Genomic DNA, 20,351 nt, shown 5'->3' with positions numbered 1-20,351 from the left:
TCCTATATAATGTAAGAACGTAACAGGAGGAACTATGGTTAAAACGAAAAAAACAGCTATTCCACTCGATAACAAAGACGAAGGTATAGTAAAAATAAATGCACGTGAATATGCTGAATTTGTAAAGTATAAAACGTCCCAAGCCAATAAAAAAACAAGAATCGATGAACAAGTAAATTTATATTTTGAAGTACTTCGTACTTATTTGGAAGATACCTTTATTACGAATCATTTACCCGGATTGGATAAGTTCTTTTCTTTACAATCCTTCTCTAATATAGCCGCCATCGGTGTAAATCTATTTAATATTCCTATGGATGATATGCTGACACTCATTCATGCATGGATTGCCGAACTTTATGAACTCAATCCGGATATGGTCTGGAAATTACCACAAGTAGCCAAACCACATGCCTTAGATGATACAGATGATGAAGCTATTGCTATTGTCGAAAATTTAATGGATGTTCGTATCGCACTCTATATAGAGTTAGTCCAATTTCTTGAAAAAGAATTATTGGATACAGAAAGAGAAACGAATGACTATTTAGCAAAAAAAGACATGCTTCTTCAAACTATGCAAATGATTTGGATGCTTACATTTAACGAGATACATAAAGTACCACAAGGAGAAGAAGTAAAAAAGCCGAATGTGCATTAAAAAAGACAGAGAATATTCTCTGTCTTTTTCTTATATCCTTATTGACGTAAAGCTCTCTTTAAAATTTTACCGGTAGAATTCTTCGGCATTTCATCAATAACCACAAAATGTCGTGGTACCTTGTAAGCGGCAATACGTTCTTTCATAAAGCGACGAATTGCATTTTCATCCAATTCTTCATCCAGTTTCATAACAATGTAAGCCCAAACCGCTTCCCCACGAAGATCATCCTGATGTCCTACTACAGCACATTCAGAAACCCCCGGAAATTCATAAATACAAGATTCGACTTCCCCCGGATAAATATTTTCACCGTTTACAATAATCAAATCTTTGATTCGGTCAACAATGTATACAAATTCATCTTTATCCAAATAAGCCAAATCTCCGGTACGAAGCCAACCATCAGATAACAGTACCTTCTTAGTTTCTTCTTCCTGATGCCAATATCCTTTCATAACATTGTCACCGCGAACTAACAATTCACCGACTTCGCCTGTCTTACAATCCAAACCCTCTCCATTAACTACTTTAACTTCAATTCCCGGAAGTGCAGGTCCTGCAGAAAGACTCTTAGGTCTATCTTGCGGAAGCATACTTACAACCGGAGAGGCTTCTGTTAATCCATATCCGATAATAACAAAATGTCCATATTTTTCATTAAAAGTTTCTGCTACCGTTTGTGGAAGAGAAGCTCCTCCAGATACAAATACACGAACACTTCTCATTAAATCTTCTTTACCGAAACGTGCCAATAAATGATACATCGGAGGTACCATAGCAGCAATAGTTACTTGATGTTTTGCAATCGTATTTACAATTTCAGTCGGATTCTTAGAACTCATAACTACGATAGTGCATCCCACTAATAACGGTACTAATACGGAAACGGTCCAGCCATAGCAATGGAACATCGGCAATACGCACAAGGCCATATCTTCCGGTGTATGTTTAAGAACTGCATTCGTTTGTTCTGCATTACGAATTAAATTCTTATGAGAAAGCATGGCCCCTTTCGGATTACCGGTGGTACCGGAAGTGTACACGAAAGTACATACGTCATCTTCTGTTAAATCGGAAGGAAATGCCGGTGCCTCTTCCGCTTTACCCTTTTCCGCTTCTACTTTCATTTCTTCAATAGAAACTTGTTCCACCGTAACTTCCATTGATTTATCAGTCACGAGAAGCTTAGCACCTGCATCTTTAAGAATAAATTCCACTTCTCTATCTACAAGGGAGTTATTAACAGGAATAATAACAGCTCCCAAGCTTACTACTGCTATATAAACAATAATAAATTCAGCACTGTTAGAAGAGTATAACGCTACTCTGTCACCACGTCTGATTCCACGACGATAAAAATCATTTCGATACATACGCACGAGCGCGGTGAGCTGTCCATAAGTCATATTCTGCTTTCCTACGAAAGCCATACGCTGAGGATCAGCCTTTTGAAATATTTGATGTAAAAACATTTGCAACCTCACTTCATAGCCAACATAGGCATAAATCTAAAAAAGAGCGATTTATATAGGTTTATTGAACAACTTTCCTACTACGCTCTATAAGTTTTTGTATTTTATAAATACAAAAACATTTTAGCAAAAAAACAGATTTTTATCAATAAAAATTCCTCATCTCATATCCGAAAAAGAACGATTTTATCGAATAATATTCTTACTTATAAGAAAAACCTGCACAAGGCAGGTTTCATAACATATCTTTTTTCCAAAGCACAAAAGTAACTACAGCGGTTAAGATAATACCACTGATTACCAATATCGTAAATCCCCATGGAGAATGCTCCATCGGCATAGGCACATTAACACCGAATAAACTATATAGAACTGTCGGTACGGCAAGTAAAATCGTTACCGAAGTCAAAAATTTCATAATCTGTGCCAAACTATTGGAAATAATCGAAGAATAAGAGTCCATCATCGAGATAAGAATGTTTGAATACACGCCCACCATTTCTAATGCCTGCTTATTTTCAATAATGACATCTTCCAATAAATCTTCATCTTCTTCATATACCTTAAGAAGAGATACCGACGCTAATGAACTGGTGCGTAATCGCATTAATCGTTCCATCACACTTTCATTGGCATGTAAAGCGAAGTTAAAGTATGTTAATGACTTTTGTAATTCCAGCATATGGAAAATTTCTTTATTTTCCATCGACTGACGAACTCTAGCTCCAATGACACCGGTCTGTTTATAAATTCTTTGCAAATAATACAAGAAAGAAGAAGATGCCGATGATAAAATTTGGAACAGAAAACGTGTCTTTTTATAGGTAGAAAATGAATAACCGGTACTATTCAAAAACTTGCTGATAACCGCATTCTTATCAAGGCAGACAGTAACAAAATATTTATTCGTAAGGAATATTCCGAGCGGTAACGCATCATAAGAATCCATTTCCACACATACCGGTGTATTCACTACGACAAAAATATAATCATCTTCCAATTCTACGTGAGAACGTTCTTCTCTATCCAATACGGTTTGTAGGGAATGAACAGGTATGCCGGTCAATTGATGAATTTGTATAAGCTCCTCTTCTGTAGGAGTATAACAATTTATCCAAGATCCTTTTTCAGCCGTATTCAAGTCCACTTCTATCAATTTGTGGTTAGCATCATGCTTGTATACATTCAGCATGCCGGCACCCCCCTTTATTACTTTTATAATCATCATTTTTTAATATATGACGGAACACATGAATCTGTCAAGGAATAGAACTTCTTCTTCTATTTTCGTTGCATATAACTTCTTTTTTCTTAAAAAATATGAGTTATACCGGCAAAGAGCGGAAATATAATAGAAGTAACCAAGCAAGCCGTAAGAAGTCCGGATAACAAAATACAAACAGGTGCTAACCACGCCGTTAATTTTTCTATTTGTCCTTGACTTTCTTTCGCTAATAAAGTGGCAATTTGTTCTAAGGATGTAGGTAGCTTGCCGCTTCCCATACCGATAGTTATCAATTGCACTATAAAACCTCGATTAAAATCTGATTTTTGTACCACTTCACCAAAAGGTTCTCCACGCTCCACTTGCATCGCCATATCTAATACTTGACGTTCCGCTTCTTCATTATCCGTTACATAAGCCGCCTGACGTAAAGCTTCTGACAAGATATAACCGGCTCGTAACAAATAAGAAAGGGCTTGTGTCCATCGTAAGGTATACAAATTACGAAACCAGAAACACCGAAAAAGAAACCTTGCTTTTTGCTCTTTTCCCTTTGTAGTTTTTGCATATCCATAAAAGAAAAGAATCAATAATAAAAAAAATCCTCCTATCCAACCGATATAAGTTTTAAAAAACACTCCCATCTGCAACATAATATGTGTCAGCAACGGAATAGGAATAGATAAAGAAGTAAATAAACTGGAAAAAGCCGGTAAAATCCAGAACATAGCAATAAAGAAAAATAATAAAGATAAACATAAAACAAAACAAGGATATACCAATGAAGATAACAATTTCTTCCTATAAGATGCTTGCTGTAAAAACCATGTAGCTAAGATATGCATTTGTTCTGCTAATGTACCGCTTTCTTCTCCTATATGTACTAAAGCGGACGCAAAAGACGGAAACCATTGACTTTTACGCATAGCTTCCGATATAGATTTTCCACCGGTAACATCTCTTTCTAATTGTTGCAACACTAAATGAGATGTTCTTTTTCTATACGCATATAAAAGTGGTAAAGAGGAGTCTACGGGAATACCTGCCATAAGCAAAGCTGACCATTCTTTAAAAAATAAAGCCAACTCTTTATTCGTTCCCTTTTGTTTTCGATACCTTTTTTTCTTTGTAATATAAATTGGGGTTAATGCATGTTCTCTTAAATAAGTTACAATTTCTTCTTTTGTTTCACCGAGTATCTCGCCTTGTATGATTGCCTTTCCCCTATAAGCTTTATAGTTATAAATATACATCCCTAATTCCCTACTATCCCTATTTTAAGAAAATAGCCAGTTTTCGTTTCTCTTTTTCTTCCCAAGTTCTGGAAATCGCACGTGCCCTACTTTCAATAGTACGCATACTACCTTGGCTTAGTCCCATATAAGAACGAATCTGCTCGTCTCGACCGTCTCGAATTAAACGAGCAATAGCCGGAGTCATCATTAAAATTTCACGGAGTAAAATAGATTCTCCCTCTCTTTTATAAAATAATTGTGCAGATATCGAACGAAGTACAGAAGATAAAACCATACGAATTTCATCTTGTTCATCCGCCGGAAACGCATGCACCACTCGAGAAATCGCCTCTACCGCACGTGAGCTATGCATGGTCGCTAATACCAAATGCCCCGTTTCTGCTGCCAATAAAGCAGCTCGCATAGTTTCACTATCTCGCATTTCTCCCACGACTATAATATCCGGATCTTCTCTAAGTGCTGCACGAATACCATCAGAAAATTTTAAAAAATCTCTTTCTTTTTCTCTCTGATGAATCAACGCTTTTCCCGATATGAATTCATACTCTACCGGATCCTCAAGCATAATAAGGTGTACTGATTTCAATTTATTAACAGCATCAATAATTCTAGCCAATAAAGTCGTTTTCCCTGAACCGGTAGGTCCTGTTATTAATACTAAACCGGAAGCTAACGAAGCCACTTCCTTTATCCACTCCTCATCACTATCCGGTGGTAATTGTTTCAAAGAAGGAAGTACACGAATAGAGGCGGTTCCTACGCCTCTCACACTATAAAGGTGAAAACGGAATCGATATCCCCCCTCAGAAAAAGAAGTATCTGCAGCTCCTCTTTCTCTAAATTCTTTTAATTTTTCCCCTTGAAAATAAGTACGTATCAAATAGTCAAAAATAGATGCATCAGCCACAATATTTAAAGGAGTTAATCTTCCATTAACACGTACTCGTACCACCTCTCCTCTTGTCAAATGAATATCAGTAGCTTTCGGATATTTCTTTATAATATGCACTAAAGAAAACATAGAACCTCCTTACGACTTTATAAGAATTCCCTTCTTTATTTTTTGCTCCCATACCTCCAAAAGAGACGGCTGTCCTTGTTCTTTCATAAGACGAGGTAGTTCATGAATATTTTTCTCTCTAATTACTTGTTTTTCCTTTTCTCCGATAGCCATCATTTCAAAAATACCGGTTCGTTTTACATATTCTTTTTTGCTCTTTATATCTATATCATGTACAGATACCAACTGTTGAGATATCACAAGAGATAAAGCATCTGCCAAAAGAGAAGATGATATTCCCATATCCAATAACCGAAGAGGTGCTTGCATAACAGAAGTCGTATGTAACGAAGAAAGCACCAAATGACCGGTTAAAGCCGCATGCACTGCAATTCGTGCTGTTTCTCCATCTCGAATTTCTCCTATCATCACAATGTCCGGATCTTGTCTTACTAATGCTTTTAACCCTTCGGAAAACGTAAGCCCCGCTTTTTCATTGACCTCGACCTGTGTCATTCCATGAACACGATACTCTATCGGATTTTCAATAGAAACAGCATGTACTGCTTCTGTACACAATATCTTTAAAGCCGTGTAAAGAGTGGAGGTTTTCCCGGAACCGGTTGCCCCTGTCGTTAAAATCAATCCTCTTTTTTCAGAAAGAGCCTTCAAAAATAAACTTTTTTGCACAGGAAGCATTCCCAGTTCATTCTCTTCAATAAACGGAAGATGACGTGGCAAAAGACGAATAACTACATGTTCTCCATAAAGAGAAGGCATCACAGAAAATCGTAAATCCAATTCCTTTTCATCCACTTTCCAATGACAACTTCCATCTTGCGGTAAACGATTTTCCCCTAAATCCATATGACCCATAACTTTAAATCGATTAACCAAAGCTACCATCTTAGAAGTAGAAAGTATCGCCACTTCCTTTAATATTCCATAATGACGAAAACGAATTCTTCCGTTTTTCATCATCGGCTCAACATGAATATCACTCACCCGACGAGCATATGCGGATGAAATCAATACATCAGCTATTTCTACAGCCGGCATCCCCTCAGATAACATAAATCCCCCTATTATACCCCTGCATATTTATAACCAATATATCATAAAAAACAAAATACCGTAAATTTATAAAAATGGAATAGTTGCTTAACATATACATTTTGTAAATTCATGCATTCTCAGTAAACTGTATAATTATTTGAAATATACACCTATCCTTGAAGCTCTTCTTGCATAGCAATAAAAAACAACACCTAAAAATTTAGGTGTTGTTTTTACTATATTCGTTATCACTTCAACATCGATTGTACAAACCAAATAATCTTATTATATTTTTCTACATCATCTTCCATATGGTTTGCTACATCAAACTGATCTTCTTCATCAGCCTGTGCACGAATAGCCAATGCCTGTACTTTTAACGCTTTCATATCATCAATAACAATCTGCATTGCACTTTTCACATCGATATCTACATTATCCAATTCCTGAATAGTCGCTACTTTTACATAGTCTTTCATGCTTGCCAACGGCATTTCATCATTCATTTTCAAGATTTCAGCTACTTCATCCAATATATCAGCAAATTCATCATAAATACTTTCTAAATATTCATGAACGGCTTTAAACTGCATACCAACTACATTCCAATGAAGATTATGTAACTTAATGTAAGAAACACCAATATTTGCAAGATAATTATTTACTTGTACTACTAATTCCTTTTTCATGATTATATTCTCCTTTTAATTTTTACTATTATATCTAAAAAAATAAATATAGTTTATAGATTCACAATACAATAAATTATGTATAATGTCAATACAACTATATCCTTTTATTTACTTAGCAAAATAAAGGATAACTATTGCTTATTCATACTACAAGAAAAAGCTCCCAAATTATAGATTTTGAGAGCTTTTTTCTTATTCTATCACGACTAAAAATTACTTTTTATCCATTATTTGTGCAACTAATGCTTTTAATTCTTCAATCTGTGCATCTTGCTTAGCAACCTGCTGACGAAGTTCTTTGATTTCTTTCGCCATGTTTACTTTAGCTGCTCTATTCGGTGTGCCTGATCCTACTTTCATAGATAATCCTGCATTCACCATATTTTCTCCACCACCAATAGATGCACCTATACTCCACATCATATCTTCATTGGGACGATAATAAGCACCAAGTGCTGCTGCATTAGCACCTCTATAGTTACCATAACCTGCCGCAATATCCCACTTGTTATCCGGATCAAAATCTAAGGGATGAAGTGCTGCTAAAGCTGCCGCACCTGCACCGACTTTATTCACCTTATCATTTACTTTTATAACCTGTGTATTGATATGATCAATAGCTTGTCCCTGTTGCTTGATTGCTTTATCTAATGCAATATTAGCATCCACCAAAGTAGAACTATCTTTAATATAAGTAGTTCCGAGGAAAGATTCTTTAAGTTTTGTAGAATTTTCAGCACCGATAGTATCAGTAATTACTTTATCTGCCGCTTTTCTATCTATAACTTCCTGATTTAAAGCAGAAGCTTTCGCTACATCTTTGATAACCAGATTTCCTGCTGCTTTCTTGGAGTAATTATCTTGCAATCCAATAGTCACATCACCATTTTCAATTTCATAAGTACCCGCTTTCACTGAAACATCTTTTAATTTACCGGTAAAAGCAAGTTCGCTTCCATCCCCCTTCTTAAGAGCAAGAGTTCCATCTTCTTTAATTTCTCCGCCGATAATTGCTGTTTGGGTTATAGCATTACCTATCTTCGCATTAAGCTGTCTAAGGTTTACTGCATCGGTATCATGTGTTGCATCCGCTACACCATGCACCTGCTGATTGCCCATATCCACATTAGTTTTTGTGATAGTAGGACCACCTGCAATAGTCATACCGTTTTTATTAACCTGAGTATCCCCTACCGTTAAACTGCCGTCTGCACTTAAATCTACATCCTTATTAAGACTTACTTTATATTCCGTACCACCTTTTGTATTTGTCTTACTGGAGTCTACAGAAAGATTGGCACCGGTGGTTACAGAAGAAGGTTTACCTGCCGTAGAAGCTACATCCGTCATTTTTTCTTCCAACGCTTTAAGCTGTGCCACGTTAACTGCGTCCGTATCTGATTTACCGGCAGCCACTCCGGTAATCTGACGAGTATATTCATTAGCAATATCCCCAATAGAAACTGCTCCTAACGAAGATTTCCATATCATATTGTCAGGAGTAGCACGTTTTCCGGTCAAAGGATCATATCCTATCTCATTACTTTCCGTACTTGCTACACTATAGGATCCTAAAGCTATACCCTTATCAACTTTAGCATGTGCACCATATCCCATAGCTACTGCAGTTTGTTTTTCTGCTGTACTGTCAACCCCCATAGCAATAGACCATTTCCCAAAAGCATGTGAATTTGTACCTATTGCGATATCATTCGTAGCAGATGCTATACTCTTAGATCCTAAAGCAATGGAAAAATCACTCTTAGCTTCCGACTCATACCCGGCTGCTAAAGCATTTTCTCCGCTGACAATCAAATTACTTCCTAAAGCGGTACCATGCTGTCCTCCACCATCATTCATACCATAAATCTTATTACCATGCCCAAAAGAGTTTCCGAGGCTATCTGCTTCTGAGCTGGTACCTACCACTACACTGCCCCAATTAGCGGTATTATTAAGCCCTACTACCACGTTTTGATCTTGCCCTGCATTCTTCTTGGTATAAATCCATTTCGTAGGATCCGAAGAATCCTTTTCTGCTGTATATCCGACTAAATTACCTATACCAAGTACGGTATTGTGTTCACCGAATATATGTGTCTGTTTATGATCATAATTAGCATAATCTGTACCAAATACAGCATTATGTGTTCCTTCTACTTCATTATAATGACCTACTACAATACTATTATTAACACCATTCTTGTCTCCTGTAACAGAAGAAGAAATACCTATAACCATGCTATCTACACCTTTAGCACCGTCATTATTAAAATTCGTACCTGCTCCATTCTTTGTACTATTTACAGCATAGAAATTCTGATGATTGGTCCCACCTATAGTGAAGCGACCGACTTGTGCTACATTATCTGCCGTTGCTATATCTGTAGCAGAAACAAATACAGGAGAAAGTAATCCCAATGCTACTAAAGTGGAAAGTATAGCATGCGCCGCCTTGCTTCCGTATGCGGAAGAAGATTTGTTATGACGTCTCTTTGTCAATTCAGACACTACTACATATCCATTTCTTACCGTACTCCATATAACCTTATAAATTTTGTTCATAAGCTCCTCTTAATGAAAAATAATACATAATTCATAATACTTATACATTGTATCAATATTACAAATAAGTATCAAACTTTTTAATTTCAATATTTCTATTTCTGTTTATTAACTCTTTCTATAACTATGCAATATTTTGTACTTTAATACATTATGGTCATAATAAAAATTTTACTATACCACAAGAAGCTCCCAATAATATAACAGAGCAAATAAAAGCAGCCGTAAAAGGTTTGGCACCTCGCTGTACAATAACGTCAAAATTAACATTCATTCCCAACGCTGCCATCGCCATCCCTAATAAAGTGTATGCAATAGAAACTAAATCTTGAATCCATACAGATAGAATATTCATATAAGAACCTACTGCACTGGCTAAGATAAAACCACCCATAAAATAAGGAATGGGAATAGACATTTCTTGCGTAGAATCTTTATTTCTCCGGTATTCCATAAATCCGATGAATAAAGCGATTGGTGCTAATAAAAGTACTCGTGACAGTTTAGCAATAATTGCATTATCCATACCGACAGTTCCCGCAACTCCACCGGCAGCTACCGCATGTGCAATTTCATGTAAACTTAAACCTGCCATGATACCAAACTGCAAATCAGAGAATCCGAGTACCGGTTGCAATCCTATTTCTATTAAGGTAAATATGGTACCCAAAATAGCTACAATAGCTACTGCTAACACGGAATCATTAGACTTTGCCTTCAGTGGAGCTGATACCCCCATAACAGCGGCGGCACCGCAAATACTGCAACCACAAGCCGTAAGCATAGCTAAAGTATGTTCCACGTTAAATAAACGGCACACCAGATAGGTAAGACAAAGCATTCCTGTTACGATAACCGCAGCAAATCCAAGACTTTGTATCCCACTGGATAAAAGAATAGCTAAATTTAATTTAAAACCTAATAGGATAATTCCCAGTCTTAAAAATTTATTTGCAATAAATCCGGTTCCACCACGTGCCATAGTCGTTATCTTCTTAAAAAATTGTATACTCATCCCGAGAAGTAATGCCAATACTAAATGTCCAATCAAAGAAAATCCCGGATAGGTAGCCAATGCTTTACCCATTAAAGAACAAGCTAACGTAACGGTCATGGCCACTAAAAAATCAGTTTGTAAAAACATAGAAATTTTCATAAATCCCTCCTATCATCATGCAGATTCATTATATAATTTCCAGTTTTTAAGTTTCAATCTATCCCTACAAAATAAAAAAGACAGTTTCTATAAAACTGTCTTTTTATAAGCAATTAAAAACCTCTTAATACATAGAGCGCACCGAAAAGCATAAAAAGTCCCCATGCAATCACAGCAAACACACCCAATGCAAGGAGCACGAGCCCTATTTTTGCCCATAGATATTTTCTTTTAGCCAGCAGAAAAATGGGTACCCCATATAAAAAAGTACAAACTCCTACGGAAAATGCACCAAACCAGAGTAGAGGTAAAAAAGCTAAATTTGGATATACTGCTCCATACCCAACAGGCAGTTGTTCGATAATAAGACCTGTAAAAAGAGTAATTCCCCATAAAATTACATTGCTGCTATATAAAATTTTTCTAAATTTAGATTCTTTATCTGTACAAAGAAAGACCAAAAATAACACGATAGATATTATCGGTATAAATACTTCTCCACAAAACATATACATCCTTTCTTACCCGATTATCTCCTCCAAATAACGCTTTCATTGAAATCGATACGTTCCTTCTTTAATGACTTTATAAGGAACGGATTGGGTCTTAAGTTCCCATGCGAGAGAGGAAAGTGTTTCATCAATAGACGCTCTGTTACTTAATGTTTCTTTTTTCTTCGTATAAATGGAACTATCAAAAATGTAACGAGCGGAATAGTTTCCATCTTTTCTCATGACTTGTATACTCATATAGTCCGTACCTTTGGATAGATAATGTGCTCGCAAACATACATAGTCAATTGTATTCAACGGAAAGCGAAGCGGTCTTTTTGTATTTAAAAAAAAATTACCATCTTCTATAAAAAACAAAATAAATCCTTGAATAGCTTGTTCGGAGTACCTTTTCCATACATAATAAGATACAATAAAAACAAGTGGGATAACTCCTAAAACTATAAACTCCACAACAAAATACTCCCATCTATTGTATATATAAATATCTATCTTCAGTATACTTTATGATAGCAATAGTCCCTAATCCTTAATTATATATAACGGCTAACAAAAAATTCTCACATTTTAAAAATGTGAGAATTTTATATTTTATAAGAAGAAAAGGAACGTGTCGATAATAAATACCGGAATTAAAATAGCTACTGACCACATCATATAACCAAAGAAACTTGGCATTTTAATTCCTTCCTGTTCTGCAATGGATTTAACCATAAAGTTCGGTGCATTTCCAATATAGGTATTCGCTCCCATAAATACAGCACCTGCAGAAATCGCTTCAAGCATAATCTGTGACACGATACCGACCGTTGTATGAATGCCTGTCGTTTCTCCCAAAGCACCTGCCGTTTGCAAGAATACCATATAGGTAGGAGTATTATCCAAGAACGAAGATAAAATACCGGTTCCCCAGAACATTTCCCACGGCTTAGACAAGCCTAGTTCAGAACCATGTACTTTAAGCAAAATTAAAGCAGGAATCATGGTAATGAAAATACCGATAAACAGTTTTGCAACTTCTTCCATAGGTGCAAAAGTAAAATTATTTGCTGCACGAGTTTCTTTCTTAGTCGTCTTCATTGAAAGGAATGCCGCTGCTAAAAGAACAACTATTTCTACGGTAATTGCATAGGGGAATACAACCCCTTCAAATACAGGAATACCTGCACCGTCTGCAAAGAAAGAGCACACTTTAGGAAGCATACCGTTGGAAATAACGCCAATGATAATCATAGCAATGTAAATAAAGTTATGTGCACCTTCTATGCGAATAGGTTCTTTCTCTTCTCCGGTTTCAGGATTACGTCCCGCTGCCAATTCTTTCTTATAGAAATAGGTATCAATACCAAAGAATGCAACGAATAAAATAGCTAAGTTTACAAGTAAGATAGGAAGTAAATGGAATGTCCAAGTGAACGGTACCCCTCTTTGAAATCCCATGAACAAAGGCGGATCGCCAAGTGGAGTTAAAGATCCTCCAATATTCGCTACCAAGAAAATAAAGAATACCATGAGATGCACTTTATTTTTTCTCCAAGAATTCGCACGAATTAAAGGACGAATCATAAGCATAGCTGCACCGGTCGTACCAATCCAACTTGCTAAAGCCGTTCCGATAAATAAAATCAGAGTATTAATTTTCGGAGTACCTGCCAAAGTTCCTTTGATTACAATCCCACCGGCTGCTACGAATAAAGAGAACAGTAAAACCAAGAACGGAACATAATCAAGAAGCACAGATTCTAAGAAATAAAAGGATACTACATTAAATCCATAAGCAATACCAAAAGGAATTAAAAATAGTGCCGACCATAAAAGTGCTGCATGCAGCATATGCTTTTCCCACCAATGAGGATTAATCAAAGGTGCAATCGCAATCGATAACAACATACCGACAAAAGGAACGACGCTCCAAATCGGTAATGTTTGACTAACTGCATGATGCAGTGCTTCAGATGCACTTACAGGTAATACACTCAATGTCATGCATGCCAATATGGAACACAAAATTTTATACATTTTTGTCATGTGATAAGGGTACACCATCCTTTCAAACGCTAAAGAGTAGTTAGAATTGAAAAATTCTGTTTTTATAGTTCTATAGTCGTCATGCAATTGTGTATCCCAGTTGCCTTATTATGAAGACATATCCCGACATATAAACTCACAGAAATATTCTTGCTATTCTTTCTTATTCAAAAAAATAAATACACTCTTATTATAGTGCATAACCTAATGACTGTAAACTATACCATGAATACTATAACTTTGCATTTTCTATCTTATGTAAATCTTCTTTATTTTGTTATATGAAATAAGAACTAACTCCTATTTTTATGCTTTTACATGTATATCTTTTTTGTTATATATTTAACAGCATATACAAAAATAGAGCCATAAACGGCTCTATTTTGTAAACGATAATTAAAATACTTCTGTCAAAACAATGGTCTGTTCTCTGGAGGGACCTACGGAAACGATTCCAATCGGTACACCAATGAGCTTAGCCATCGCTTCTAAATATATTTTGGCATTTTCAGGAAGTTCTTCATAGTTTCGAATGCTTGAGATGTCCTGCATCCACCCCTTAAAGGTTCTATAAACAGGTGTCACCTGCTCCAACAACTTAAGATCTGCCGGATATTCTTCAATGGTCTTACCATCTTTTTCGTATCCTACACAAACTTTAATTTCTTCCATGGTATCCAACACATCCAAACGAGTGATCGCCAAACGATCAAAACTGTTTAAACCGGCTGCATAACGTACAGCACGTGCATCTAACCAACCCACACGACGAGGACGTCCGGTAACCGTGCCGTATTCATGAGCAATATCACGAATCTTATCACCGATTTCATTGCATTGTTCAGTCGGGAACGGACCTTCGCCTACACGAGTGGAATAAGCTTTTACAACACCGAAAATATTATGCATCATATGCGGTCCGATACCGGCACCCACGCAAGCACCACCGGCTACCGGATGAGAGCTTGTTACATAAGGATAGGTACCATTGTCTAAATCAAGCATGGAAGCCTGTGCCCCTTCAAACAATACATTCTTACCTTCATCAATATATTTCTGTACCGTGTAATTGGTATCGCATACATAAGGACGAAGTACTTCTGCATAGCCTAAATAATCTGCTAACATCTGTTCATAATCGAATCCGTCCATATTATAAAGTTTCTTTAAAATCATATTCTTGGATTCAATATTGTATTTCAGCTTTTCTGCAAAAACTTCCTTATCCATCAAATCGCAAATGCGAATACCGATGCGGTTAATCTTATCTGCATAGCAAGGTCCGATACCGTTCTTAGTTGTACCTATTTTACGGTTTCCCTTGCAAGCTTCTTCCGCTTCATCCAGTCGGATATGATAAGGGAATACAATATGTGCTCGAGTAGAAATCTGTAAATTCTTTGCATTAACGCCTTTGGATTCCAATGTATGCATTTCTTCAATGAGAGATTTCGGGTCAATAACGACACCGGTACCTACAATGCAAATAGTATCATTATACATAATACCGCTCGGCATTAAACGCAAAGGATATGCTTGACCACCGGTGACTACTGTATGTCCCGCATTATTTCCCCCTTGGGAACGCACCACGACATCCGCTTTTGCTGCGAGATAATCAACGATTTTTCCCTTACCTTCATCGCCCCACTGAGCACCTATGACCATAGCTGTTGCCATATATCTTTCGTCCTCCTTTAACTCTTATGAGTTATTACCATCGGTTATATGTAAATTACAATCCAAAGCGAGCAAAAATGCTATCTACATGTGTCAACATGGACTTCGGATCAAAACAAGCTTTGATTTCTTCCGGAGTCATATACTGACGAATGTCTTCATCTTTACAAAGATTTTCATAGAAATCTTCTCCTTGAAGCCATCTCTTCATCGCATTGCGCTGTACCCAGCGATAAGCAACATCACGATATACGCCCTTAGATACCAATTCCAAGAGTACACGTGGACTGAAAATCAATCCGCCGGTTAAGTTTAAATCTTCCATCATCTTATCCGGATATACTAATAATTTATCAATAAGATTAATAGTTTCATGAAGAATATAATCCAATGCTGTAGTTGCATCCGGGAAAATGACACGCTCTACAGAAGAATGTGAAATATCACGTTCATGCCAGAGCGGTACATTTTGGAATCCAGGTACGGTATACCCCTGAACCAAGCGAGCCATACCGCATATACGTTCACTACGTACCGGATTACGTTTATGAGGCATAGCGGAAGATCCCTTTTGTTTCGGGCTGAAATATTCTTCAGCTTCTCTTACTTCCGTTCTCTGCAAATGACGAATTTCCAATGCAATCTGTGCTAAGGTTGCTGCAATAACTCCTAAAGTAGACAAATACATCGCATGGCGATCACGCTGTACCACCTGTGTAGAAATTAATTCCGGTTTAAGTCCTAATTTTTTACATACATATTCTTCTACATAAGGATCAATATCCGCATAAGTACCTACCGCACCGGACAACTTACCTACTGCAATTTCTTCCTTAGCCTTTTTCATTCTTTCAATATTTCTAAGAGTTTCAGAATACCAAAGGAGCAATTTTAAACCGAAAGTAGTCGGTTCGGCATGTACACCATGCGTACGTCCGATAGTGGGCGTATATTTAAATTCCACAGCTCTTCGTTTAAGTACTTCCGCCAACTTCTGTAAACCGTCTAAAAGCAAATCGGAAGCTCTGGAAATTTGAAGACAAAAACCGGTATCTCTCACATCCGTAGATGTAAGTCCCATATGAATATACTTCGCTTCATCCCCTACTTTTTCTCCTACCGCCGTAAGGAAAGCAATAATATCATGGTTAATTTCTGCATCAATTTCATGTATACGGTCTACATCAAAATCTGCTTTTGCTTTAATGACTTCTACAGCTTCTTTAGGAATACGACCTAATTCGGCATTGGCTTCACAAGCAGCAATTTCCACATCAAGCATGGTTTGCCACTCATGACGTTCATTCCAAATAGCATCCATTTCCTGTCTTGTGTATCTCGGAATCATATAATCCTCCCTCGGTTACTCTCTCGCGCACAGATACCGCTGCCAACCTCAGCAGCCAAAGCTTGTGCCAGACATCTCGTTTACTGCTTTCAAACATAATTTTTGAATTTTTTCAGTTTTAAACGAGCTACATAATAGTACTTCTACTTTATACGATACCGTATGAAGTCATTTTGTGCCAGATGTGATTTGTTACTAAGAACAAATATCCTTTCATAGTCTTTGTAATATACTATAAAGTCACTGTTTTATTACGCTATGAAACACCTTTCAGCACATATGAAAAGCCCCCAACGAAGGGGGCTTTATCGGTACTTTAAATAAGTATCCCTTATGATTATATAAAATTACTCTTTATATAGTCAATAATTATTTATAGAGTATACTCTTTATTTAAAGAGACAATTTCTAAAAAATCATATAAACTAATTCTTCTTTTATTTATTTTTAGGTATAATAAAAACTAATATCCATACTACTTATTCATGTACGTTTAAATTCATAAAGGAGCTTTCACTTTGCATTTTTTTAAAAAATGGGAAAACGATCCGATTATTCAAAACTATTTTTCTTTTAAAGGTCGTATAAACAGAAAATATTTCTTCTTTTACTCCTTGCAATGGGCACTCTTACTTATTGCACTTTACTATGTTGATGAATTATTATCAAGGTCACCTTCACCCATATCTGAAATACTCATCTTAATACCTACCATTTTGATTTGTATCATCATTGCACTCTCAAATCTTTCTTTAGCGACACGTCGCTTGCATGATATGGGTTATCAGGCAGCTCCCATCCTTTGTCTTATCTATGGACTCAGTTTCCTAAGCCCGGCATTGGATTCTTTCTTCCATGCCAATAAAGCTATCATACATGCTGTTTCTTTATTTAATACCGGTTGTTCTCTATATTTACTCTTCGGAAGAGGCGATAAAGGACCTAATAAATATGGAGAACCAAAATAACAGTAAGGAATAAATTATCATGCGAAAACTCTTTATTTCAGAATGCACGCTTACCTCTGCCGGAAAAGCTTACGAATCAATATTGCGAGGAACACTACCCGACTTGACCGTGATTGCCAAAGAGCATGCACTCTATTTCACATCCATTCCACCTTTTGAACCGACCGGAAATTTTTATACGGTACAAACTCCTATCACACAAAAAATTTATAGTGAAGATTCCAAATCTCGCACACTCTTAGCATGGAACTCTTATATAGCACATCGTCATCTTCCGGTAAACACCCAATTGACAATTATGCCGACAGGTGTTTTACTTACTACACCTAACAACTTACTCGATACTTATACACCTCTACATTTTCCTAATCCGTTGCAAGAAGTCATGACGGCTAAAGAAATAGCTATGCACTATCAAATTTCTATAAAAAGTGTAATACATGATATACAAACGTCTTTTTCTTCCCATGAGAAAAAAGTATCCGGACAAGATTGGTTGGTTACTAAAGAAGCTGCATTATTTCACTATGAAAATAAAGAAATAGAATCCCCCTATATCAATCCGCTATTACGTGTGTTTACTACATTAGAAGCTTCTCACCTATGGAAAAAAGCTGCAAATGAAGTACGTTCTGCCGCTTCCGGTTCCGGACATCGTACAGCACGCATGGATAGCAACGACTGTCGAAAAGCAGAACGCACTTGGCTTGTAACCTATGAAGCAATGGAAAAACTTTTCGGTACACCATCCTATAAAGAATGGTCTTCTATGATTCAAAATTTAAATGCTGAATAAAAATAATTATAAATTTTGAAAACCTATTGAAGATTAGAAAGAAGAGATCTACAATAGTACTGCTATAAATCTTATCGTACGCAAGGAGAATATTATGATTATTACAATTGCACGTGAATGCGGTGCAGGTGGCGAAGTCGTAGGAAAATTACTTTCCAAGAAATTCAATATTCCTTTTTATAGTTGGGAAACACTGCTGGATATGGCAAAAGAAAAAGGACTTTATGATGAAATGCCGACCTTTTTTACAGAAGATCCGATGAACAGTCTAATCTATGCTTTAAGTATTAATAGCCATTCTACCCAAGTAAAACAAGCTCCGCTTAAAATACTATATGACTTGTTAAAAGATACCGACTGCATATTAATCGGCCGCTGTGGCAATTATGTATTCCGTGATAGAGGCGACTGTATCAGTATTTTCTTACATGGTGAATTTTCTAAGCGTGTTGAATCTATGTCTAAAAAATGGAAAATTACTAAGACGGAAGCCACAAAACGTATTCCCAAAATGGACGAATACCGTGCACTCTATCATAAATTTTATACCTCTGAAGTATGGGGTATGTCCAATTATTATGATCTCACCATCAATACCTATCGTTTAGGATGTGAAAAAACAGCCGACTTTATTGAAGCATATATTCAACAAGCCGCTGTTCCTATCTATACCAAACCAACCCCTTCGGAGGATGTGTAATGTTACCTATTTTAAAACAATTTGGAATTATTATTACCTTATCTTTTATCGGAGAAGTATTGCATTCCATACTTCCTCTTCCGGTACCTGCCAGTATTTACGGTATCATACTTTTATTTATTTGTTTACGGAGTCACTTACTACATGTCATACAAATTCGTGAGACTATTTATTTTCTCATTGAAATCATGCCTATTTTATTCATTCCGGCAGCAGTCGGCCTGATGGACTCATGGTCTTTAATTCAGCCTAAGTTATTTCCCTATTTACTCATTATTATAATAGGACTTGTAGTTGTAATGGTCGTATCCGGTCTTACCACACAATGTATCATTCGTTACCAGAATAAATCTAAATAGGAGGTTCTCATGTCTACATTTTTAACATCCTCCGTATTTTTAGGAGTATTCCTCTCTTTAGCTGCTTATCAATGTGGCATTATCATTCGTGATAAATCTAAATTTTCATTAGCCAATCCCTTATTATTATCCATTGTATTTATCATTATCTTTTTAAAAGTATGCGGTATCGATTATCACACCTATTATGACGGTGCTAGATACATCAGCTATTTATTAACTCCGGCTACTATCTGTCTTGCCGTGCCGCTTTATGAGCAGATAAAATTATTAACACGTAACCTTTCTGCCATTATCGGTGGAATTACTGCCGGTATGCTTGCCGGACTTCTTACCGTCTATGGACTTTGCCGTCTATTTCATTTTGACCATGCATCCTACGTTACGTTATTACCTAAATCTATCACTACCGCTATCGGTATGGGTGTATCACAAGAGTTGGGCGGCTATGTATCCATTACAGTGGCTGCCATCATTGCTACCGGTATTTTAGGTAATATCTTAGCAGAACCTATCTGTAAATTATTCGGTATTAAAGATCCGGTCGCTAAAGGTATCGCTTGCGGAAGTGCTGCCCATGCAATGGGTACTACCAAAGCTATGGAAATGGGATCTATCGAAGGGGCGATGAGTTCTCTTTCCCTCGTAGCATCCGGTGTTTTAACAGTCGTCGGAGCTTCTCTTTTTGCATTACTCCTATAAATAAAAATGCATAGATAACACAGATTATCCACTAAAAGCCAGGTATCAAATACCTGGCTTTTAGTATTACAGTCCGGTTTCATTATAACTCTTACATAATCATTTCCACTTTCATATCATGCTATACTAAAGAGGGTTTTACCCTATATATAACGATGTCATAGTACATCTA

The 20,351-nt window shown here is 36.6% G+C and carries 19 protein-coding genes; 6 read left to right on the top strand and 13 right to left on the bottom strand.

What is annotated here, in order from left to right:
* Positions 1-34 precede the first annotated feature (34 nt).
* Positions 35-661: a hypothetical protein gene (locus tag BCB69_RS06005; RefSeq protein ID WP_069177312.1), complete on the top strand. Its 627-nt coding sequence runs from the start codon at positions 35-37 to the stop codon at positions 659-661.
* Positions 662-699: 38 nt separating this feature from the next.
* Here the strand turns inward: BCB69_RS06005 and BCB69_RS06000 are convergent, their stop codons facing one another.
* The 13 genes from BCB69_RS06000 to purB form a co-directional block, all read right to left on the bottom strand.
* Positions 700-2,136 carry a class I adenylate-forming enzyme family protein gene (locus BCB69_RS06000; RefSeq protein WP_069177311.1) on the bottom strand — a complete coding sequence of 479 codons (1,437 nt, stop codon included), beginning with the start codon at positions 2,134-2,136 and terminating at the stop codon, positions 700-702.
* Between the two features lie 235 nt (positions 2,137-2,371).
* Positions 2,372-3,328 carry a magnesium transporter CorA family protein gene (locus BCB69_RS05995; protein ID WP_022514039.1) on the bottom strand — a complete coding sequence of 319 codons (957 nt, stop codon included), beginning with the start codon at positions 3,326-3,328 and terminating at the stop codon, positions 2,372-2,374.
* Positions 3,329-3,447: 119 nt separating this feature from the next.
* Positions 3,448-4,614, bottom strand: a complete 1,167-nt coding sequence (locus BCB69_RS05990) for a type II secretion system F family protein (RefSeq protein ID WP_069177310.1) — start codon at positions 4,612-4,614, stop codon at positions 3,448-3,450.
* Between the two features lie 19 nt (positions 4,615-4,633).
* Complete coding sequence (locus BCB69_RS05985; RefSeq protein ID WP_069177309.1) at positions 4,634-5,638, bottom strand: type IV pilus twitching motility protein PilT; 1,005 nt, start codon at positions 5,636-5,638, stop codon at positions 4,634-4,636.
* 9 nt (positions 5,639-5,647) lie between these two features.
* Positions 5,648-6,691: a GspE/PulE family protein gene (locus BCB69_RS05980; RefSeq protein ID WP_069177308.1), complete on the bottom strand. Its 1,044-nt coding sequence runs from the start codon at positions 6,689-6,691 to the stop codon at positions 5,648-5,650.
* Between the two features lie 230 nt (positions 6,692-6,921).
* Positions 6,922-7,362: a Dps family protein gene (locus tag BCB69_RS05975; RefSeq protein WP_069177307.1), complete on the bottom strand. Its 441-nt coding sequence runs from the start codon at positions 7,360-7,362 to the stop codon at positions 6,922-6,924.
* A gap of 216 nt (positions 7,363-7,578) precedes the next feature.
* Positions 7,579-9,930, bottom strand: a complete 2,352-nt coding sequence (locus tag BCB69_RS05970) for an ESPR-type extended signal peptide-containing protein (protein ID WP_069177306.1) — start codon at positions 9,928-9,930, stop codon at positions 7,579-7,581.
* Between the two features lie 157 nt (positions 9,931-10,087).
* Positions 10,088-11,086, bottom strand: coding sequence for a YeiH family protein (locus BCB69_RS05965; protein ID WP_069177305.1), 999 nt, complete (start codon positions 11,084-11,086; stop codon positions 10,088-10,090).
* Between the two features lie 113 nt (positions 11,087-11,199).
* Positions 11,200-11,556, bottom strand: coding sequence for a hypothetical protein (locus tag BCB69_RS05960; protein WP_159049978.1), 357 nt, complete (start codon positions 11,554-11,556; stop codon positions 11,200-11,202).
* Between the two features lie 81 nt (positions 11,557-11,637).
* A complete protein-coding gene (locus BCB69_RS05955) occupies positions 11,638-12,051 on the bottom strand; it encodes a hypothetical protein (RefSeq protein WP_069177303.1) in 414 nt (137 codons plus the stop codon).
* Between the two features lie 138 nt (positions 12,052-12,189).
* Positions 12,190-13,626, bottom strand: a complete 1,437-nt coding sequence (locus BCB69_RS05950; RefSeq protein WP_069177302.1) for a sodium:proton antiporter — start codon at positions 13,624-13,626, stop codon at positions 12,190-12,192.
* A gap of 396 nt (positions 13,627-14,022) precedes the next feature.
* Positions 14,023-15,306 (bottom strand): adenylosuccinate synthase, encoded by a 1,284-nt coding sequence (locus BCB69_RS05945; protein ID WP_022513178.1) that lies wholly within the window; start codon positions 15,304-15,306, stop codon positions 14,023-14,025.
* 55 nt (positions 15,307-15,361) lie between these two features.
* Positions 15,362-16,654, bottom strand: a complete 1,293-nt coding sequence (purB, locus tag BCB69_RS05940; protein WP_022513179.1) for an adenylosuccinate lyase — start codon at positions 16,652-16,654, stop codon at positions 15,362-15,364.
* Positions 16,655-17,172: 518 nt separating this feature from the next.
* Between purB and BCB69_RS05935 the strand changes: the two genes are divergently transcribed.
* The 5 genes from BCB69_RS05935 to BCB69_RS05915 all read left to right on the top strand — a co-directional run bounded on the left by BCB69_RS05935 (position 17,173) and on the right by BCB69_RS05915 (position 20,179).
* Positions 17,173-17,622 (top strand): DUF805 domain-containing protein, encoded by a 450-nt coding sequence (locus tag BCB69_RS05935; RefSeq protein ID WP_022513180.1) that lies wholly within the window; start codon positions 17,173-17,175, stop codon positions 17,620-17,622.
* A 19-nt stretch (positions 17,623-17,641) separates the two neighbouring features.
* Positions 17,642-18,418 carry a helix-turn-helix domain-containing protein gene (locus tag BCB69_RS05930; RefSeq protein WP_022513181.1) on the top strand — a complete coding sequence of 259 codons (777 nt, stop codon included), beginning with the start codon at positions 17,642-17,644 and terminating at the stop codon, positions 18,416-18,418.
* A 94-nt stretch (positions 18,419-18,512) separates the two neighbouring features.
* On the top strand, positions 18,513-19,118 hold the full coding sequence (locus tag BCB69_RS05925; protein ID WP_022513182.1) for a cytidylate kinase-like family protein: 606 nt from the start codon (positions 18,513-18,515) through the stop codon (positions 19,116-19,118).
* Positions 19,118-19,477: a CidA/LrgA family protein gene (locus BCB69_RS05920; RefSeq protein WP_022513183.1), complete on the top strand. Its 360-nt coding sequence runs from the start codon at positions 19,118-19,120 to the stop codon at positions 19,475-19,477. The genes BCB69_RS05925 and BCB69_RS05920 overlap by 1 nt, the downstream gene beginning before the upstream one ends.
* A gap of 9 nt (positions 19,478-19,486) precedes the next feature.
* Positions 19,487-20,179 carry an LrgB family protein gene (locus BCB69_RS05915; protein WP_069177301.1) on the top strand — a complete coding sequence of 231 codons (693 nt, stop codon included), beginning with the start codon at positions 19,487-19,489 and terminating at the stop codon, positions 20,177-20,179.
* Positions 20,180-20,351 lie beyond the last annotated feature (172 nt).

It is taken from the genome of Dialister pneumosintes (assembly GCF_001717505.1).
GTDB classification, from domain to species: domain Bacteria; phylum Bacillota; class Negativicutes; order Veillonellales; family Dialisteraceae; genus Allisonella; species Allisonella pneumosinta.
This window is presented reverse-complemented; position numbering and strand designations above follow the sequence as displayed.

Excerpts from the sequence above, each read along its gene's own strand:
- BCB69_RS06005 (WP_069177312.1), top strand. The coding sequence starts at position 35 with ATGGTTAAAACGAAAAAAACAGCTATTCCACTCGATAACAAAGACGAA.
- BCB69_RS05980 (WP_069177308.1), bottom strand. The coding sequence starts at position 6,691 with ATGTTATCTGAGGGGATGCCGGCTGTAGAAATAGCTGATGTATTGATT.
- BCB69_RS05925 (WP_022513182.1), top strand. The coding sequence starts at position 18,513 with ATGATTATTACAATTGCACGTGAATGCGGTGCAGGTGGCGAAGTCGTA.
- BCB69_RS05990 (WP_069177310.1), bottom strand. The coding sequence starts at position 4,614 with ATGTATATTTATAACTATAAAGCTTATAGGGGAAAGGCAATCATACAA.
- BCB69_RS05995 (WP_022514039.1), bottom strand. The coding sequence starts at position 3,328 with ATGCTGAATGTATACAAGCATGATGCTAACCACAAATTGATAGAAGTG.
- BCB69_RS05930 (WP_022513181.1), top strand. The coding sequence starts at position 17,642 with ATGCGAAAACTCTTTATTTCAGAATGCACGCTTACCTCTGCCGGAAAA.
- BCB69_RS05965 (WP_069177305.1), bottom strand. The coding sequence starts at position 11,086 with ATGAAAATTTCTATGTTTTTACAAACTGATTTTTTAGTGGCCATGACC.
- BCB69_RS06000 (WP_069177311.1), bottom strand. The coding sequence starts at position 2,136 with ATGTTTTTACATCAAATATTTCAAAAGGCTGATCCTCAGCGTATGGCT.
- BCB69_RS05945 (WP_022513178.1), bottom strand. The coding sequence starts at position 15,306 with ATGGCAACAGCTATGGTCATAGGTGCTCAGTGGGGCGATGAAGGTAAG.
- purB (WP_022513179.1), bottom strand. The coding sequence starts at position 16,654 with ATGATTCCGAGATACACAAGACAGGAAATGGATGCTATTTGGAATGAA.
- BCB69_RS05970 (WP_069177306.1), bottom strand. The coding sequence starts at position 9,930 with ATGAACAAAATTTATAAGGTTATATGGAGTACGGTAAGAAATGGATAT.
- BCB69_RS05985 (WP_069177309.1), bottom strand. The coding sequence starts at position 5,638 with ATGTTTTCTTTAGTGCATATTATAAAGAAATATCCGAAAGCTACTGAT.
- BCB69_RS05950 (WP_069177302.1), bottom strand. The coding sequence starts at position 13,626 with ATGACAAAAATGTATAAAATTTTGTGTTCCATATTGGCATGCATGACA.
- BCB69_RS05920 (WP_022513183.1), top strand. The coding sequence starts at position 19,118 with ATGTTACCTATTTTAAAACAATTTGGAATTATTATTACCTTATCTTTT.
- BCB69_RS05915 (WP_069177301.1), top strand. The coding sequence starts at position 19,487 with ATGTCTACATTTTTAACATCCTCCGTATTTTTAGGAGTATTCCTCTCT.
- BCB69_RS05975 (WP_069177307.1), bottom strand. The coding sequence starts at position 7,362 with ATGAAAAAGGAATTAGTAGTACAAGTAAATAATTATCTTGCAAATATT.